Origin of the sequence: Chitinophaga hostae (assembly GCF_018224885.1) — a bacterium.
Lineage (GTDB): Bacteria > Bacteroidota > Bacteroidia > Chitinophagales > Chitinophagaceae > Chitinophaga > Chitinophaga hostae.
Map to the genome: position 1 here is coordinate 1 of NZ_JAGTXB010000014.1, position 17,351 is coordinate 17,351.

Here is a 17,351-nt window from a genome sequence, read left to right on the forward strand (position 1 = left end):
ATTTCATTCAGCAAAATCATTTTAAATCTGATTTTCATGTACAATAAATTTGTATTTTCTATAGCCTTACTAGGTGGTTTGTTTTTTATACTGGTCAGCTGTAAGAAGCAGGAAGATAAAGGAATTCCGCCGGTGTCAATTACACATGTTAAAGGCGTGGCAGGTTACGGGGAAGCTATTTTTACCTGGGACCCTGTTTCAAATACCCCTGCAGATTCCGCCAGCTTTTTATATACTTCGATCAGTTATGCCGATAGCACCGGTAAAGTTTATGAACAAAAGTACAGTCGATATACCGATAGCGTAGCTATCACCGGACTGAGTAACAGACCTTATACATTTATCATCAAAACGGTAGGTACCAAGGGGGCTTTTACGGATGTAACCTCGATTACGCTGACACCCAATCAACCAGTATACGTGATCATCGCGAAAACGTTGCTGATTGAACCCAGCATTGGCGGCGCCAGGGTATCATGGATAAACAATACCGGTAAAACCGTGGTCGTAAATGCATCCTGGAAGGACGCCTCCGGTACCACGCAGAGCCAGTCATTTACATCTTCAAAGGTGAATGGAGTGGGATATGTATCAGGGCTTGCCGGTGGCGCTCCGGTTGTTGTGTCGGCAACGGTGGCTGATATATCTCAAATCAGATCCGCGCCGGTTACAGCTACCATTACACCACAGGTAGAGGTGCGATTGTCCAGAACCGGATGGTCTGTAGCCGGTTTCAGCGATCAGGAGGCTGGTGGCGAAGGTCCTGTAAATGGCTATGCTACTGCAGCTATTGACGGTAATACGGGTACCTTCTGGCACACTGCATGGAATGAATCGCAGCCGCCCTATCCGCACTGGATCGCCATAAATATCGGGCAAGCCGCTACTATATCAAGGTTTGGACTGGTAAACCGGCAAAATAACAGCGGCGGTCAAACTGAAATTCAGCTTATGGGCAGTATGGACAAAACTAACTGGACGGATCTGGGAACATTTCCTTTCCAGCAAAAAAATCCGGAGCAGTTTTTTTCTGTCTCACCGCAAAAATGGCAATACCTCAAAGTGGTGCTAACAAAAGGCCCCAACTTCTTTGGCTTTTTAGCTGAAATAAATTTATACGGGGCGCAGTAACATCAGGCATGCCCCGTGTGAACCTTTCGCCGTTCTAAAAAACGTGATACCTTTCGTATGAGGGTATCACGTTTTTTTCTGAGCAACTTTTTCATTCCTGGTAATTCGTATCGTCTTGTTTCAATGCGCTGAAAAAATAGTGCGCTCATCAGGCCTGGTGCTGCATTACTTATTGATACCGTTGTAAGTTGATTCACACTACAAATAGTGCAACGATCTTTGCCAATTTCGATGCTTTTTTGATCACTATCTATCCTGCTCCGGCCGTTCCGGGCAGGTTTTTATATAACGCCATTTCCCCGGAATACTGATTGCTGCTAATTCTCAGGTTCTTTTAACTTTTATGCACAGCACATCTTTCTTCCATCTTACCGGCAACAGCCGTCTTTACCCAACTCGCCGTGAAAACAAATAATCCTTACTTTTAGCTCCATCACATTTTTTCGGCAATTTCCAGTTAATATGATTTCTTCAAACACCCTGTCCGTTTGTAGTTCCGAGCTTTTGGATGAAGTGGCGGATGGTAATGAAAGTGCCTTCCGGCAGTTGTTTGATATTTATGCCGATAGAATTTATGGCGTAGCATATACCTATACAAAATCTCCTCACCTCTCAGAAGAGATTGTACAGGACGTATTTGTGAAAGTATGGCTTAAAAGAACCTCCTTGCCCGCAGTCAGGAATATCGCGGATTATATCTTTATCATTTCAAGAAACAGGATTTTGAATGAACTGCGTCGCCTCCGGCTGGAGAAAGATTATCTCCGGCAGTTATTGTCGGAAGAGGGGGAACAGCTTCAGTCGCCGGAAAGTGAATACGTGCTGAAAGAATCCCGCCATCTTATTGTGAACGCTATCAACAGCCTGCCGCCCCAGCAAAAAGTGGTATACCAGCTTAACCAGCTACAGGGGCTGAGACTGGGAGATGTGGCATTGCAACTGGGCTTATCCAGGAACACCGTCAGAAACCACCTGGCGAGGGCCACCCAATCTATACGGGACTATATTCATGAACACTCTGATGAGTCAACCTTTCTCTTCGTAATAATTTTTTTTGCATTACAGTAGTATCCCACTGGTACATTTCTTTAAGTCGCGTGTCTTTATCCTGAATCAGTTACAATAACACTGGTAACGAAAGCAATATGCAACGATTTCGCAGCATCATAAAAACATACCTGGAAGGCCGTATGTCGGAAAAGGAACTGTCAGAACGACTATCTGCTCACGATGATGAGCTGCACAGCACCATTCATGAACAGCTGGAATCCGGGGCCTTTGACGGCCTTACAAATCCTGCGGGTCGCGAGGAAATGTATAACCGTGTGATGGCGCAGGCGAAACAAACCGAAAGCGGCCTGCATATTTCCTATCGCAAATGGTTCAGGGTGGCTGCTGCCATATTGCTTCCGGTGATGGCTGTGGCAGGGTGGTGGTACTATACGCAGGAACAACTTCCTCATAAATTGACAGAACATCATATCACCCGGTCTGCAAAGAACAAAGTGGTGCTTACACTTTCAGACGGCACAGCTATCGAACTGGACAGTTCCGGGAAAGGAGTGGTGGCCAGGCAGGGAAATACGGTGGTACTGAAAAAAGACAACGGACAACTTGTTTACAATCCGTCGCTCAACAAAGGAGGCGAGGTACTCTATAATAAAATATCGACGCCAAAAGGAGAAACATTTAGGGTAACACTGCCGGATGGCAGCACCGCATTGCTGAATGCAGCTTCCTCCATACGTTTCCCGGTGGTATTTTCAAAAGATAGCAGGCAGGTAGAAGTAACCGGTGAGGCATATTTTGAGATAGAAAAAGCGAGGGCGCCCTTTCGTGTTAAAACCAGGGGCGCAGAGATACAGGTACTGGGTACTAAGTTTAACGTAAACGGATATACGGACGAAAGCGCGCTCAGGGTAACATTGCTGGAAGGCGCAGTGAAAGTGGCTGGCAGCAGGGACAGTGTAATGCTGCACCCTGGTCAGCAGGCGGTGCTGACCGGCTATGATGCGGGTGTGCGCGACCGGGTAGACCTCGAGGAGGCGATGGCATGGAAGAATGGAAACTTCGTTTTCAATAGCCTTACCCTGCCCGAAATCATGCGCCAGATCTGCCGCTGGTACGACGTAGAAGTAACCTATGAAGGACCGGTAAGTCAGAAACGTTTTACCGGGATAGTAGGGCGTAATGAAAGCATCTCAGAAGTACTCGGCTTTATGCAAACAGCCGGCATCAAATATAAAATCAACGATCGGAAAATAGTTATAACGCAGTAACAAATATCACCAAAATCCGCCCATAAAAAACCGTTCTGTGTGCGAGACAGAACGGCTGAATACGGGCAAACTATCCGGATAGCTATCCGGATAAGGAGTTCTATGCTCAGAAATCTCTAATCATTTACCCTAATCCACTCATTAAAAATGAGTAATTGAAAAAACAAAAGTATGAATTTAAGAGGACATTTCCTTGCCCATCCACGATGTGAAACAATCACAAAACTATTGTTGATGATGAAGTTTACTGCTTTTGCCCTGTTCTGTTTTTGCATGCAGACCAGCGCCACCGGGTTTAGCCAGAGCGTTACATTATCAGAAAAGAATGTGTCACTGAAAACGGTACTAAAAGAAATCAACCGTCAAACAGGATACAAATTTTTCTATGAAGATGAACTGGTAAACAATGCCACAGGCATAAACATTGACGTTCGTAACGTACCATTATCTGATGCCTTGAAAACCTGTTTCAAAGGCCTTTCGTTAACTTATTCGGTCTCGAAAAACCGGATCATTATCACGGCAACAGAAACCGCCGGAAAGGACTCCGCTTCGGCAACCGCACCGCTGGCGGTAGACATCACCGGGGTGGTACTTGGTGATGACGGCACGCCATTGCCGGGTGCTACCGTAAAACTGAAAGGTACTGCCAAAGGCGTAACCACAGATGCTAACGGACACTTTTCCATCCAGGTACCGCGCACCGGCGTATTGCTCACGGTGTCGTTTATTGGCTATGAGCAGCTGGACGTAACCGTGCATTCCGCAGACCCAATGCGGATTGTACTTAAACGCCTGGAATCAAAAGTAGAAGAGGTAGTAGTGGTAGCGCAGGGAAGACAACGGAAAACAGAAGTGGTGGGAGCCGTTACCTCTATTAAACCGGCAGAACTGAAGATCCCCAGCAGCAACCTGACGAATGCACTCGCCGGAAAACTGGCAGGTATTATCGCTTATCAGCGGAGTGGCGAACCGGGATTCGACAACGCTGATTTTTTTGTCAGGGGCGTAACTACTTTCGGTTACCGGAAATCACCCCTGATCCTGATCGATAATATTGAAGCATCTACCACGGATCTCGCACGTCTCCAGGTCGATGATATCGCGAGCTTTTCCATCATGAAAGATGCCACCGCCACCGCATTGTACGGATCTAAAGGCGCCAATGGCATCATACTCATCACCACCAAGGAAGGTAAGGAAGGAGCCGCCAATGTGTCGTTCAGGGCAGAAAACTCTGTTTCCCGCTCTACCCGGAATGTACAACTGGCCGATCCGGTAACGTATATGGAATTGGCTAATGAAGCGGTGCTTACAAGAAATCCCCTGGGTGGACTGCTCTACTCGAAAGATAAAATTGAGAACACCAGGAATGGAACTGACCCGGTGGTATACCCGTCGACCGACTGGCAAAAAATGTTATTGCGTAATTCGGCCCTCAACCAGCGTTACAACCTGTCGGTAAACGGCGGCGGAAAGATAGCACGTTACTATGTATCCGGTGCTATGAACCTGGACAATGGGATTTTAAAAGTAGATAAGAAAAGTAACTTCAACAGCAATTCCAAACTCAAGTCATACTCGATCAGGAGTAATGTCAATGTGAATCTTACCCCTTCCACGGAGATGATCGTGCGTATATCAGGAAGCTTTGATGATTATTCAGGACCCATCAAAGGGGGGCAGGATATTTATGGTCAGATCATGCAATCGAATCCTGTACTATTCCCCGCCTATTACGAGCCTACGGAAGAAACAAAGTATGTGCGGCATATTATGTTTGGTAATGCTGCCGACGGCAAATACAATAATCCGTATGCGGATCTGCAGAAAGGATACAAACAGTTTAACAGGTCTGCCATCAATGCGCAGCTGGCGCTTAATCAAAAGCTGTCTTTTATTACGGAAGGTCTTTCCGCCAGGGGCTTGATCAATATTCAACGCAATGCCTACTTTGCCGTATCAAGGTCTTATAATCCGTTCTTTTACCTGGCCTACAATTACGACTATGTGAGCAAAGGGTATTCGCTGAATGCGATCAACCAGGAGGCAGGGCAATCGCACGCGCCTGCAGGTACGGAGTATCTTGACTACGCGGAGAATGATAAAACATTGTCGTCCGACTTTTATGCCGAGCTGGCAGTAGACTATCGCAGAACATTTAATAAAGTACATGGCCTGAGTGGTACACTGGTAGGAATAGCAAAGAACAGTCTTACCGGAAATGCAGGCAGCCTCCAGAATTCCCTTCCTTTCAGGAACGTGGGCTTATCAGGACGCGCCACCTATTTGTATGATAACAGGTATGCGGCCGAGTTTAACTTCGGCTACAACGGATCGGAGCGATTTTATAAAACCCATCGTTTTGGTTTCTTCCCTTCAGCAGGTGTTGCTTATACCGTGTCAAATGAAAACTATTGGGAGAAGTTAAAGGATGTGGTCACTAAACTTAAATTAAGGGCCACGTATGGCCTGGTGGGCAATGATGCTATCGGTAGCCCTACTGACCGTTTCTTTTACCTGTCTAACGTGAATATGAGCAGTGGTGACAGGAGTATGGTATTTGGAACGCTGAAAAATTACAGTCTTACCGGTATCGACATCTCCAGGTATGGCAACAATGATATTACCTGGGAGCAGGCGGCAAAAACCAATATCGGGTTTGAAGCGTCCTTCTTCGACCGTTTAAACCTCGAAGTGGATGTATACAACGAAAAAAGATCCAACATCCTGATGCCCCGTACGTCGATCCCTACTACCATGGGGTTGTCGGCTGGCCTGAGCGCTAACGTTGGGAAGGCATCTGCACATGGTATAGATGTGGCCATGGATTATTCTCACCAGATCACCAGTAAATGGTGGGCCAAGGCAATGGCTAACTTTACCTACGCCACCAGCCGGTTTGATGTATATGAAGAACCATCTTACCCGGAAAAAAATAAATCGCATGTGGGTCACTCACTTTCCCAGCAGTGGGGATACATCGCAGAACGACTGTTTGTAGATGACCTGGATGCAAAAAATTCTCCCAAACAAAACTTCGGCTTATACGGAGGCGGAGATATCAAGTACAGGGACGTTAACGGAGATGGAAAGATCACGGAGCTGGATATGGCCCCGATCGGCTTCCCGACTACGCCGGAAATCGTATATGGCTTTGGGTTATCCTCGGGGTATGATCGTTTCGATTTCAATATCTTTTTCCAGGGACTGGCCAGGGAATCTTTCTGGATCGATTCCAAAGCTACTTCTCCTTTCATCGATGATCAACGCCAGTTGTTAAAAGTTTGGGCGGATAATCACTGGAGTGAAGACAATCAAAATATTTATGCCCTGTGGCCCAGGCTGAGCACCAGTTTGATCGATAACAACAACCAAACCAGCACCTGGTTTATGAGAAATGGAGCGCTGCTGCGTATCAAATCCATAGAAATTGGTTATACACTACCCACCCCGCTGATGAAACGCCTGCGCCTTTCCAATGCCAGGTTTTACCTGAACGGCACCAACCTGTTTACCTTCAGCAAGTTTAACCTGTGGGATGTGGAAATGGGTGGCAATGGTTTGGGATACCCCATTCAGCGGGTGTTTAATGCAGGCGTAACCTGTTCATTTAAATAGTAAATAACTAACAGTGAAAAAAACACGTATGAAGATCATAAAGATAATGTTGCTGGGGATAATGATCACCTGCACCAGTGGCTGTAAAAAGTTTCTTGATATTATACCCGATAACGTGGCAACCCTGGACCAAGCCTTCCAGATGCGGGCTACCGCCAAAAAGTACCTGTTTACCTGCTATTCGTATCTGCCGGATTTGGGCCATCCGGCGGCAAACTATACTTTCCTGGGATCGCGGGAAATAGCCACGCCGTATCCCGGCTCCCAGGCTCCTGGTATACCCGGGTCAATTATGCAGCTTTGCTACGACTACCAGAATATTGTAAATCCTATCAACAACTACTGGGATGGAAACATGGATGACAACGGTGGTATAGCCATGTTTACCGCGATGCGTACCTGCAATATATTCCTGGAGAACATAGGCAGGGTGCCGGATATACAGGAGGTGGAAAGAAAAAGATGGATCGCCGAAGTCAAAGTATTAAAGGCATATTATCATTTCCTGATGATGCGCATGTACGGCCCCATTCCCATGATGAAAACAAATATCCCCGTATCGGCTGATGTGGAAGCGGTAAAAGTAAAGCGCGACCCGGTAGATGACGTAGCCGCCTATATCGCCCAGCTGGTGGATGAAGCAGTACCGGATCTGCCGTCGGTGATCAACAACCAGCGGGAGGAGTTAGGACGTATTACCACTCCTATTGCATTGGCTGTAAAGGCCTATGCACTGACCCTCGATGCGAGCCCTCTTTTCAATGGGAATGCAGACTATGCCGGCTTAAAAAATAAGGATGGCCAGGCACTGGTGAATACCGCATTCGACAGGGGGAAATGGCAAAAAGCAGCGGCAGCCTGTAATGATGCCATTACAGCGGCTAATAATGCCGGATTTAAACTGTACTATTTCGAGAAACCTTTTGACCTCAACAACATTGGTGATACCACCAAAAAATGTATGGACATCAGGTGTGCGATTAGCGAAGAATGGAACCAGGAGTGTATATGGGGCTTTCCTCAAACCACTACCAGCGAATTACAACGGGAGTGTGCTCCCAGGAACGATGTTTATTCCTATACCTATGCTTTATGGGCGGCGAATATGAATGCCTGTGAAATATTCTATACCGGGAATGGTGTGCCGATTGAAGAGGATCTTGACTGGGATTATAATAACAGGTATACGAAGTTAGTAACCGTACCTGTTGCTATGCGCAGCATTTTAAAGCCTAACTATACCACATCTTCCTTTAACATGAACAGGGAATACCGCTTCTATGCGGATCTGGCTTTTGACGGCTCTTCCTATTTCATGAAGCAACGACCAAACGAAGACAACCTGCTGTATATAAATACCATGTGGGGATCTTCGTCTGCCAACACACTGTCGAGGTATTCGTTTACCGGCTACTGGCCTAAAAAACTGGTGAGCTGGAAAACATCCGGCGATGGAGGCTCCTATACTGCAGACGCCTATTTATGGCCTGCCATTCGTTTAAGTGCCCTGTACCTGATGTATGCGGAAGCGCTCAATGAATCAGAAGGACCTACTCCTAAAGCTTATCAATATATTGACGAAGTACGCCGCAGGGCAGGACTGGATGGTGTAGTGCAATCATGGGCCGCGCATTCCAGGAATGCCGCCAAACCTTCTTCCAGGGAGGGACTGCGGAGTATTATCCAGCAGGAAACCATGATCGAATTTATTTTCGAAGGAGAGAACTACTGGAACATGCGCAGGTGGAAAAGGCTGGACCTGATGAACAGACCCATCACCGGTTGGGATGTTACACAGAATACCCCCGCTACATTTTACAGGGCAAGGTCTATTTACCAGCCACACAATACCTTTAAGGATTTCCTGGCGCCCATCAGGGAATATAACCTCTATGTAAATCCTAATCTTGTTCAGAACCCACTATGGTAAGCAACCGTGGAGATGTGCAGCAGAACAATTATCAATCAAATCACAAAGGAATGAAAAAACAACTATTGCTCAATATACTGGCGCTGACTGCTGTGACAGCCGCCGTTACCCTTTATTCCTGTCAGAAACAGACAGGAACCAACCTGGAACCTATATACAAAAGTGATAAGAAACCCCCGGTGGTTACCAATGTTCGCGTAAGCGATTTTCCCGGCGGCGCCCTCATCACCTATGATATCCCCGCAGATCCGGATATACTCTATGTGCAGGCCGATTATATGATCAATCAAAAGTCAAAGCTGCAGGTAAAGGCTTCATATTATACCGACACGCTGAAGGTCCTGGGCTTTGAAAAAGCCGCGGAATACAAGGTGACACTCTATGCCGTGAGCCGGAGTGAAGTAAAGTCCGATCCTGTGGAGGTGACGGTTAAACCGCAAACGCCGCCTTACCTGGCTGTTAAGGCTTCCCTGCAGATCCTGGCCGATTTCGGCGGCGCGAATATCCAGTTCAGGAATGTTACGGAAAGCGATATTGCGGTAGTAACACTGGTAGACACACTGGGGAAACCCGAGAACGTTTATACCAGTTACACAAAAGACTCGACCGGCAACTTTTCTGTCAGGGGTTTTTCTCCGAAAGAAAGAAAGTTCGGCGCTTTTGTGCGCGACAGGTGGGGAAATGTATCTGATACCGTTTGGGCAAAGGTGACATCGATGAATGAACAGGAACTCGACCGCACAAAAATGAAAGCACTGGTGCTGCCCGGCGATCAGATCGCCTGTTGCGGCTCCGATCTTAACGTGCCATTGTCCAATTCCTATAAATCGGGTGACTGGGCTTTTTATGGGGTAACGAGTAACAACGATGCTGTTCCTGCAAGGGTTACTGTAGACTTTGGACGCCCAGTAGTGCTGAGCCGTTTCAGGTACTGGATGCGCCAAAACGGAGGCGCAGAATTCAGGAATGGTACGCTGCGTTTCTTTAAGATATACGGCAGTATGAATCCTAATCCAAACGGAGCGCTCGATGATACCTGGACGCAGGTAGGGGGCGTATATGAACTGGTAAAACCATCCGGTCTTCCTTACGGACAGCTCAATAGTGCAGACTATGCAGTGGTGAATAACGGATCGGAATTTATATTCCCGTTGCCGGCAGTTGCCATGCGCTACTTCCGCCTGGTGATCCTCCAAAATTACTCCGGCGGCGGCGGACTGGAAATGGCATCTATCAAGTTTATGGGAGATTACAAATAATCATATCCGGCAGCAGTTAAAAAAAACATTATGAAGAATACTATCTATACGCTATTGCTCACAGCAGTAGGATTGAGTGCCTGTACAAAAATGAATCATGAATATGCTCCTTACCTTACAAATGGAGAGATCTTTTATACCGGCATTTCCACTAACCTGGAGGTACACCCGGGCAGGGGAAGGGTAGAGCTGCAGTTTACCCGCTCACAGGATCCCAATATCACGAAGTTTGTTATTTACTGGAACAGTCGCAGCAAACAGCTGGAACTACCCGCTACGAGCAACGTGATACAGAAAGTAGTGGTGCCCGGCCTTTCCGAAGGCGACTATACCTTCGAAATAGTAGCATATGATAAGGCTGGAAATCCATCTACCCCCGGATCGGCAATTGTGGCCGGTTCCAGCCTGGGCCAAACATTTGAAAACAACCTGTTGCCCAGGCGGGTGAGTATCTCCAACAGCCAGTCCGGAATTCAACTGGACCTTGTTTCCGTGGATACTACCTGTAAGTATACCACGGTAAGTTATACCACCACATCCGGATCCACCGGATCGGTGAAGTACATGGATGTAAACGCCTTAACAGATACGCTGAAGAACGCCTCGCCGGCCCTTTCGTCCATTCGTGTTAAAACTGCCTATGTTCCCGTCAATGGTATCGACACTTTCTATGCGGAACAAGTAGTGCCGGTAAACCTCGCTGTTGGGAAATATACCTGCACAGGTCAGATGACAGACTATACCAATGCTTCCCTGACCGGCGCATATCCATGGAATGTTACGCTCCGGCCTACCACCGCCACACAACTGGAGCTGGTAGACAATGATCAGACAAACGATGTGTTTCATAAAATTCTGAGCGGCGGGAGTGGTTCCTACTATGGACAGTTCGGTGTGGTATTTAACCTGAATAGTAACCACCAGGTTGTCAGCGTCATCAATAAATACGGACAGCCTTCGGGTAACGGGAGATCCGCAGAATTGGACCCTTCGGGAATAAACAAATTTGATCCGGCAACCCGTACATTAAAGGTGAAGTACTGGATGAACCAGCCCGGAGCGACCCACCGGACCTCATTTGATGAAATTTTTACCATGAAATAAAGGAAGACAAAACCCCATCAATCAACGGGAGCTGCTTGCGGCTCCTGTTTTTTTATGAGCTGTTCTGCCATACCCAGGGCAAATAAAACATAGGAATCGGATAATTTTGCACTGGAATCGGGCTGCTTTCTTTACTACTTTTATAGCCAATTGGCTGCGTTTCAGTCATTTCGCACTATCACAACCATGAATATGATGTTTATTAAGAAAGTTACGGCGCTATTTGCAGCACTGGCGATGACCTCCGGTGTGTATGCCCAATGTGATTTTAACACGGCATATTTTAAAATTCACGTTAACGCTAAAGGCTGGATTACCAGTATGAAAAATACAACGGTAACGCCTCAACGGGAATTCAGTCCTTCCGATAAGCCTTCTCCGTTACTGTGTTTGTATAACAGTCAAACAAAGGTGTTCCATCAACCCATTAAAGCTGTCTATAACAAAAGCAATAAAACATTGTTGCTGAGTTATCCGAACGGTTCGGTCGCTAAAATTGCTATCGCTCCGCAAAAGAAATATCTCCGGCTCACCCTTCAGTCCCTTTCTCCGCGGAACGGTGTTGACGCTATTCAATGGGGCGCCTATCATACCAATATCACCAACCTGCTGGGAGAAATAATAGGCGTGAGCCGTGATACCAGCGCAGCGGTAAACTATGCTATCGGTATGCTTGCGTTAAACGATAATACCCTTGGCGGCACCGCTGAAACAATTGCCGACGCGGCGCCGTTCCAATATATCATTCACTCTCCTGATACGAAACTTTATCCCCTGCCCGCAAACCTGCACGAAGGACAGGTGTTTTCGCTGGGTGGCGATGGTATCAGTGACGTAGCCTTTTATGCTCACAAGGAGCCTTATTACAGGATCATGTATGGCGATGCGGCCAGTGTAGACGACAAAGGAAGAATATCTATCACTTACCAGTCGAGGGACCGGACTACTGAAAGAGAAGTGAATTATTCACTGATCCCGCATATGGCCGCCAACACTCCCAATCATTTGCAGGTGCAGCCATTGGCAGGTGTAGACTATATTGGTTCTTCCATCGCTTTATGGGGTAGCCCGGACAGCACCGCCCTGCTGGATGTAGTACAAAATATTGTATTGTCGGAAGGACTTCCTTATCCAACAATTAACGGGAGATGGGTAAAAGATCCGGCAGCTTTTGTTCCTGATGCTATTACCAGCGGTGGCTTGTACGATAGCATCATACCGTATACCGCGAGACTGGGTTTTAAAACCATCAGTTTATATGACCAGGGCTTTTTACGACCGGATCGCGGAAATAATGGTTATATAGATGGAAAGAATTTTGAGAAGAAGCCTATACATTTAACGGCAGGCAATAAATCACACAAGGAGTTTGCTGAAATGGCCGCAAAATCCGGGCTTACCATCGGCAGAACCACCATCACCAATTCATTGGCGCCGGGTACGCAGGATGCCAGTCCTGTACCAAGCGACAGCCTGTGTTATCAACAACGCCGTTTATTGATGACAGCTCTTTCGCCAACCGATACCATCATCGTAGTGGACGATCCCCGCTATCTCGAAGAAATTGCCAGCTGGGAAGGGCATTGTGCAAATTTAAATATGATAAAAATCGGGAAGGAGCTGATTCATTATCTCGGTGTTTCTGAGAGCGCACCCCACCGGTTGCTGCAGGTGAAACGCGGCTACTGGGGCACACAGGCGGCCAGCCACCAGTTAAAGGATACCGTGTACAAACTCCAGGTAACCGTTAACTATGGATACGATGGCGTGATTCCAAACATGGAGCTGCAGGACGAAATTGCCAAATACTATGGCGATGTGGCTTATCTCAACGGATTAGATTATTATGATTTCGACGGGCAGGAATTCCTGTTTAACAACGGACATGGCTATTATTCTGCCAAGCGGTTTTTCCGGAAGATGTTTGAAAGTGCCGCCAAACATGGTATTCAGCCGATCCGGTTTACCGGTGCTACTTTGTCCGAGGGTTCATGGCACTACCAGAGTATCTGGAATGTGGGAGGCGGAAAGAATTTGTACGATGCTGATACCAGGGAGTGGGGAAGTGCCACCAGCCAGGGTAAAGATTTGCGCGATGTCACCTATTCGAACTTTTTCCCCGTAGGTATGGGCGGTAATTTTCCTGTCAAAGCCAATTCAACAGTGGCGCAGTATGAGCATATACAGGCAGTATCTGTAGGCGTTGGCACTACCTACAGCCTGTATCTGAACCAGAAAGATGTGGAGAGCTGTCCTCAGAAGAATGAAATTTTCAACACCATCAGAACCTGGGAAGATGCAAGAGCAGCTAACGCTTTCCCCCGCTGGGTAAAAACGGTGTTGTCTGATCCTGCTTATTCTTTTCACCTCGAAGCGGTAGACGCCAATACCTGGAACCTATATAAAGCGAACCGCGACGGTTCACAGCATAAATTGTTTACGCGGCTGGTACGGGCGCGTGGCTATTGATCTTTTATTTGGATCCTACAGAAGTATACTTAATGGCGTTGCTGATCAACCGGTCCATTAAACGTGTATTCCTGGTAATAACAATTGCCTGTGCCTGCAACCCTGTTTTGTATGGCACAGGCAAATGATTATTAGTAACCAGTCCGTCGTCGAGCCGTACGGTGGCCATAAACCCGCTGTCAGAAGCTACCTTTGATACATAGTTAATCGTTCCTTTTACAAACCCGGCTTCCTGGTAAGGGTAGGCTGCAAAGCGCAGTTGTACCTGCAACCCGGTATCCACCTTTCCGAAATTGGCCTGCGGTAAACTTAGCTCTGCGAAGTATTGACTAAATCCGGGATCAATATATCCTATTGTTTTCCCCTGGAGTATAAACTGGTTTTCCTGCAAGGGCACATTTAATACCACTTCCCCGGCAATTGGAGCCACGATCACATATTTTCTTTTCCACTCATCCACTATGTTTTTTAACGACTGTATCGCCTGTTGGAAAAGAACTTTTTGTTGCAGGTAATCATGTTGCAGCTGGTCTATTTCTTTGAGTTTATCTCTTTTTTGCGACTCGTTGGAAAGGAGGGAAGCAGTCAGTTGCGGAATACTCATTTGCTTGTTGACAAACTTACTTTTCTCACTCCTGAATGTTTCTTTGGCAATTACTTTCCCATCATACAATTCCTTGTTCATATTGTAGCTTTCCTCGGCGAGTTTTACATCCTGCTCGGTAAGCTCCAGTTGTTGGCGGAGCGTGAGTTTTGCGTCGTCCATTGATGCAGCATCCTGCCGCAGTATGTTCGTTTTCCTGGCATAAAACCCGTTCACTACATAGTCGTCAAATTGCTGCAACGACTTAATAAAATCACCGTAGGGTTGTTGTATTTCCCCCAGGTTACTGTAATGCCGGGAAAAGTAGCGGACAACTTTCTCAAACTGGCCGTGGTTGAGCAGGGTGATACAACTATCTACCTGCGCCGACAACTGCAATACATCCTGGTGACTGGCATTGCTTTCCATCCATCCCAGCAATTCATTTTTTGCCACTTTTTTCCGATTGTAGGTGAGCAGGTTCACCAGCCGTCCTTCCTGTCTGACGATGATCTCTTTGGGTGCGTTGGTGGCCGTTAATACCGCGTGAGCTTCAATAATATCCGGGTATTTTATAAACCAGGTAATCGAAAATAGCAGCAGCAGGATGATTAAAAATAAGTACAAAGCCCATCTTTCCAGGAAGCCGGGTTTACGACTGATGATTTCCTGCACCATCTCTGAACGCTGATGGATGCTATACACTATTTCGTTTGTTTCCGCGGAAAGCGGAGCTGCTGCATGATCATTTACAACTTCGTCTATCATCATTATTATTTTTAATTACATACCAAGTTCCAACTGGTTTTTAACCAGTTCATAATATTTTCCCCTGCTGGCGGTTAAGGAGCTGTGGGTGCCTTCTTCAGCTATTTTTCCATTATGCATCACAATTATTTTATGCGCATTTTTTACAGTGCTCAGCCGGTGTGCCACCACTACCACCGTTCTTCCATAAAAGAACCGCTCTAAATTTTCGACGATCGTTTTTTCGTTGTTGGCATCCAGTGAATTGGTGGCTTCGTCAAAGAAGAGGTACTGAGGGTTTTTATATACGGCCCGGGCTATGAGCAGCCGTTGCCGCTGGCCCTGGCTTACGCCTGCGCCTTCTGCCCCCAAAATGGTATTAAAGCCGTTGGGCAGCGTTTCTATGAATGAGAAGATATTGGCAATTTTACAACTTCTTATTAACCGGTCGTGATCAACATACTCTTCGCTCACGGCAATGTTGCGGGCGATGGTATCGTTAAAAATATATCCATCCTGCAATACGGCGCCGCATTGTTTCCGCCAGAAGGAGGGGCTGAGGTATTTGAAATTGTTTTCCCCGACCTTTATTTCGCCCTGGTACTGCTCGTATACCTTCAGCAGCAATTTGATCAGGGTGGTTTTGCCACTGCCGCTGGATCCTACAATAGCGGTGACTTTACCTTCCGGGATCGTAAGATTGATGTCTTCCAGCACCGGGTCATTGCCGGCGGAAGGATAGGTAAACGACAGGTGATTGATCTTTATATCGCGTTTTTCCGGGAGTTCACTGACAAATGTTTTGGTAACCGGTTCTTCATCTTCCATATTATGCACTTCATTCAGTCTTTCCATACTTATTTTAGCATCCTGGATGCTTTGCGATAGCCCGATGAACTGTTGTACCGGACCGCTTAACTGGCCTATGATGTATTGAATGGCGATCATGGCGCCAAAAGTCAGTTGTCCCTGTACTACAAGACCGGCTACCGTAAAACTGATGATGATATCCTTGCCCTGGTTGATGAACAATGCGCCGGCCGATTGCCATTGACTGTAGTTGAGGCTCCTGAAATTGAGTTTAAAGATCTTTGCCTGTATATTTTCCCATTCCCATCTTTTGAGCTGTTCTGCATTGTTGAGTCTTATTTCCTGCATGCCCTGTACCAGTTGCAGGGTGGCATTGTTTTCCTTTGCAGATATATGGAAAGACTCATAGTTGATTTTTCTGCGAATCCGCATAAACAGCCGGATCCAGAGGAAGTACAAGGTGCTTCCCACCGAAAAGATCAGGAACAACGGCACGCTGTAGGTGATGAGGATAGCGGCATACAGGAAAAAATTAAGGATAGAGAAAATAGTGGTCAAAGCCTGACCGGTTAAAAAAGACTGGATTTGTTTGTTATCACCGATGCGTTGAATGGTATCACCGGTATGATGGGCATCAAAATAGGCCAGGGGCAACCTGGTTAATTTTATCCAGAAGTCAGAGAGAATCGAAATGTTGGCGGTATTGGATATCCTTAGTTGTAACCTGCTTCTGATAAACTCTATCACGGTGCTGCTAAACGTGAGGGTAAGCTGGGCGATCAGTACAATGGTGATGTATTGCATATTGCGGGTGTTGATACCGGTATCCACCATGCTCTGGGTAAGAAAGGGAAGTATCAGCTGTAACAGGGAACCGATCAGCAAGGCAACAAACACCTGTACAATAGACCATTTACTGGGACGCAGATAGCGGGTAATAATATTCCAGTTGAGTTTGTTTTCCTTTTCTCCTTCCTCTTCGTAAAATGAAGCAGCCGGCTCCAGCAGCAAAACAGTGCCAGCCTGCTCGTCTCCGTGCTTTTTGTTGGAGAGCCAATACGTTTGAAATTCTTTAGTGTTGTAATGGATCATTCCCCTGGCGGGGTCGGCAATCCGGACCTTTCGTTTATTCATGGATACCAGTACTACAAAATGGTTCTGGTTCCAATGCAATATGGAAGGATGGGCGATGGTCAGCAGTTTATCATAGGTGATCTGAACGCCGCGTGTTCTGAAGCCCAGTTTTTCTGCCGTTTCGCTGATACCCAGTAATGAAACGCCTTGCTTGCTGAACCCTGCTTTTTGCCGGATGGTATCTGCATTATAATGCCTGCCGTAGTGCCGCGCTACCATTCGTAAACAAGTGGGGCCACAGTCCATTGCATTCAGCTGTTTATAAAAAGAGAAACTCATTATCT

Annotated in this window: 10 protein-coding genes; 8 read left to right on the forward strand and 2 right to left on the reverse strand. The window is 46.7% G+C overall.

The features are described from left to right. The first annotated feature begins 36 nt into the window (after positions 1–36). The 8 genes from KE626_RS23635 to KE626_RS23670 all read left to right on the forward strand — a co-directional run bounded on the left by KE626_RS23635 (position 37) and on the right by KE626_RS23670 (position 13,793). Positions 37–1,131 carry a discoidin domain-containing protein gene (locus KE626_RS23635; protein ID WP_211975479.1) on the forward strand — a complete coding sequence of 365 codons (1,095 nt, stop codon included), beginning with the start codon at positions 37–39 and terminating at the stop codon, positions 1,129–1,131. A 462-nt stretch (positions 1,132–1,593) separates the two neighbouring features. Beyond that, a complete protein-coding gene (locus KE626_RS23640) occupies positions 1,594–2,199 on the forward strand; it encodes an RNA polymerase sigma factor (protein ID WP_211975480.1) in 606 nt (201 codons plus the stop codon). A gap of 77 nt (positions 2,200–2,276) precedes the next feature. Then, positions 2,277–3,410, forward strand: a complete 1,134-nt coding sequence (locus KE626_RS23645) for a FecR family protein (RefSeq protein WP_211975481.1) — start codon at positions 2,277–2,279, stop codon at positions 3,408–3,410. Between the two features lie 234 nt (positions 3,411–3,644). Beyond that, positions 3,645–7,031: a TonB-dependent receptor gene (locus KE626_RS23650; protein ID WP_211975482.1), complete on the forward strand. Its 3,387-nt coding sequence runs from the start codon at positions 3,645–3,647 to the stop codon at positions 7,029–7,031. Positions 7,032–7,059: 28 nt separating this feature from the next. Continuing rightward, positions 7,060–8,961 carry a RagB/SusD family nutrient uptake outer membrane protein gene (locus KE626_RS23655; RefSeq protein ID WP_211975483.1) on the forward strand — a complete coding sequence of 634 codons (1,902 nt, stop codon included), beginning with the start codon at positions 7,060–7,062 and terminating at the stop codon, positions 8,959–8,961. Between the two features lie 50 nt (positions 8,962–9,011). After that, positions 9,012–10,220 (forward strand): DUF4959 domain-containing protein, encoded by a 1,209-nt coding sequence (locus KE626_RS23660; RefSeq protein ID WP_211975484.1) that lies wholly within the window; start codon positions 9,012–9,014, stop codon positions 10,218–10,220. 30 nt (positions 10,221–10,250) lie between these two features. Further along, on the forward strand, positions 10,251–11,324 hold the full coding sequence (locus KE626_RS23665; RefSeq protein WP_211975485.1) for a DUF4998 domain-containing protein: 1,074 nt from the start codon (positions 10,251–10,253) through the stop codon (positions 11,322–11,324). Between the two features lie 192 nt (positions 11,325–11,516). Next, positions 11,517–13,793, forward strand: coding sequence for a hypothetical protein (locus tag KE626_RS23670; RefSeq protein ID WP_211975486.1), 2,277 nt, complete (start codon positions 11,517–11,519; stop codon positions 13,791–13,793). A gap of 4 nt (positions 13,794–13,797) precedes the next feature. Here KE626_RS23670 and KE626_RS23675 read toward each other — a convergent pair whose 3' ends face one another. Both KE626_RS23675 and KE626_RS23680 read right to left on the reverse strand, forming a co-directional pair. Beyond that, positions 13,798–15,144, reverse strand: a complete 1,347-nt coding sequence (locus KE626_RS23675; protein WP_211975487.1) for an HlyD family secretion protein — start codon at positions 15,142–15,144, stop codon at positions 13,798–13,800. A gap of 15 nt (positions 15,145–15,159) precedes the next feature. After that, entirely contained in the window at positions 15,160–17,346 is a 2,187-nt protein-coding gene (locus tag KE626_RS23680) for a peptidase domain-containing ABC transporter (protein WP_211975488.1), read from the reverse strand. Positions 17,347–17,351 lie beyond the last annotated feature (5 nt).

Excerpts from the sequence above, each read along its gene's own strand:
- KE626_RS23635 (WP_211975479.1), top strand. The coding sequence starts at position 37 with ATGTACAATAAATTTGTATTTTCTATAGCCTTACTAGGTGGTTTGTTT.
- KE626_RS23640 (WP_211975480.1), top strand. The coding sequence starts at position 1,594 with ATGATTTCTTCAAACACCCTGTCCGTTTGTAGTTCCGAGCTTTTGGAT.
- KE626_RS23645 (WP_211975481.1), top strand. The coding sequence starts at position 2,277 with ATGCAACGATTTCGCAGCATCATAAAAACATACCTGGAAGGCCGTATG.
- KE626_RS23650 (WP_211975482.1), top strand. The coding sequence starts at position 3,645 with ATGATGAAGTTTACTGCTTTTGCCCTGTTCTGTTTTTGCATGCAGACC.
- KE626_RS23655 (WP_211975483.1), top strand. The coding sequence starts at position 7,060 with ATGAAGATCATAAAGATAATGTTGCTGGGGATAATGATCACCTGCACC.
- KE626_RS23660 (WP_211975484.1), top strand. The coding sequence starts at position 9,012 with ATGAAAAAACAACTATTGCTCAATATACTGGCGCTGACTGCTGTGACA.
- KE626_RS23665 (WP_211975485.1), top strand. The coding sequence starts at position 10,251 with ATGAAGAATACTATCTATACGCTATTGCTCACAGCAGTAGGATTGAGT.
- KE626_RS23670 (WP_211975486.1), top strand. The coding sequence starts at position 11,517 with ATGATGTTTATTAAGAAAGTTACGGCGCTATTTGCAGCACTGGCGATG.
- KE626_RS23675 (WP_211975487.1), bottom strand. The coding sequence starts at position 15,144 with ATGATAGACGAAGTTGTAAATGATCATGCAGCAGCTCCGCTTTCCGCG.
- KE626_RS23680 (WP_211975488.1), bottom strand. The coding sequence starts at position 17,346 with ATGAGTTTCTCTTTTTATAAACAGCTGAATGCAATGGACTGTGGCCCC.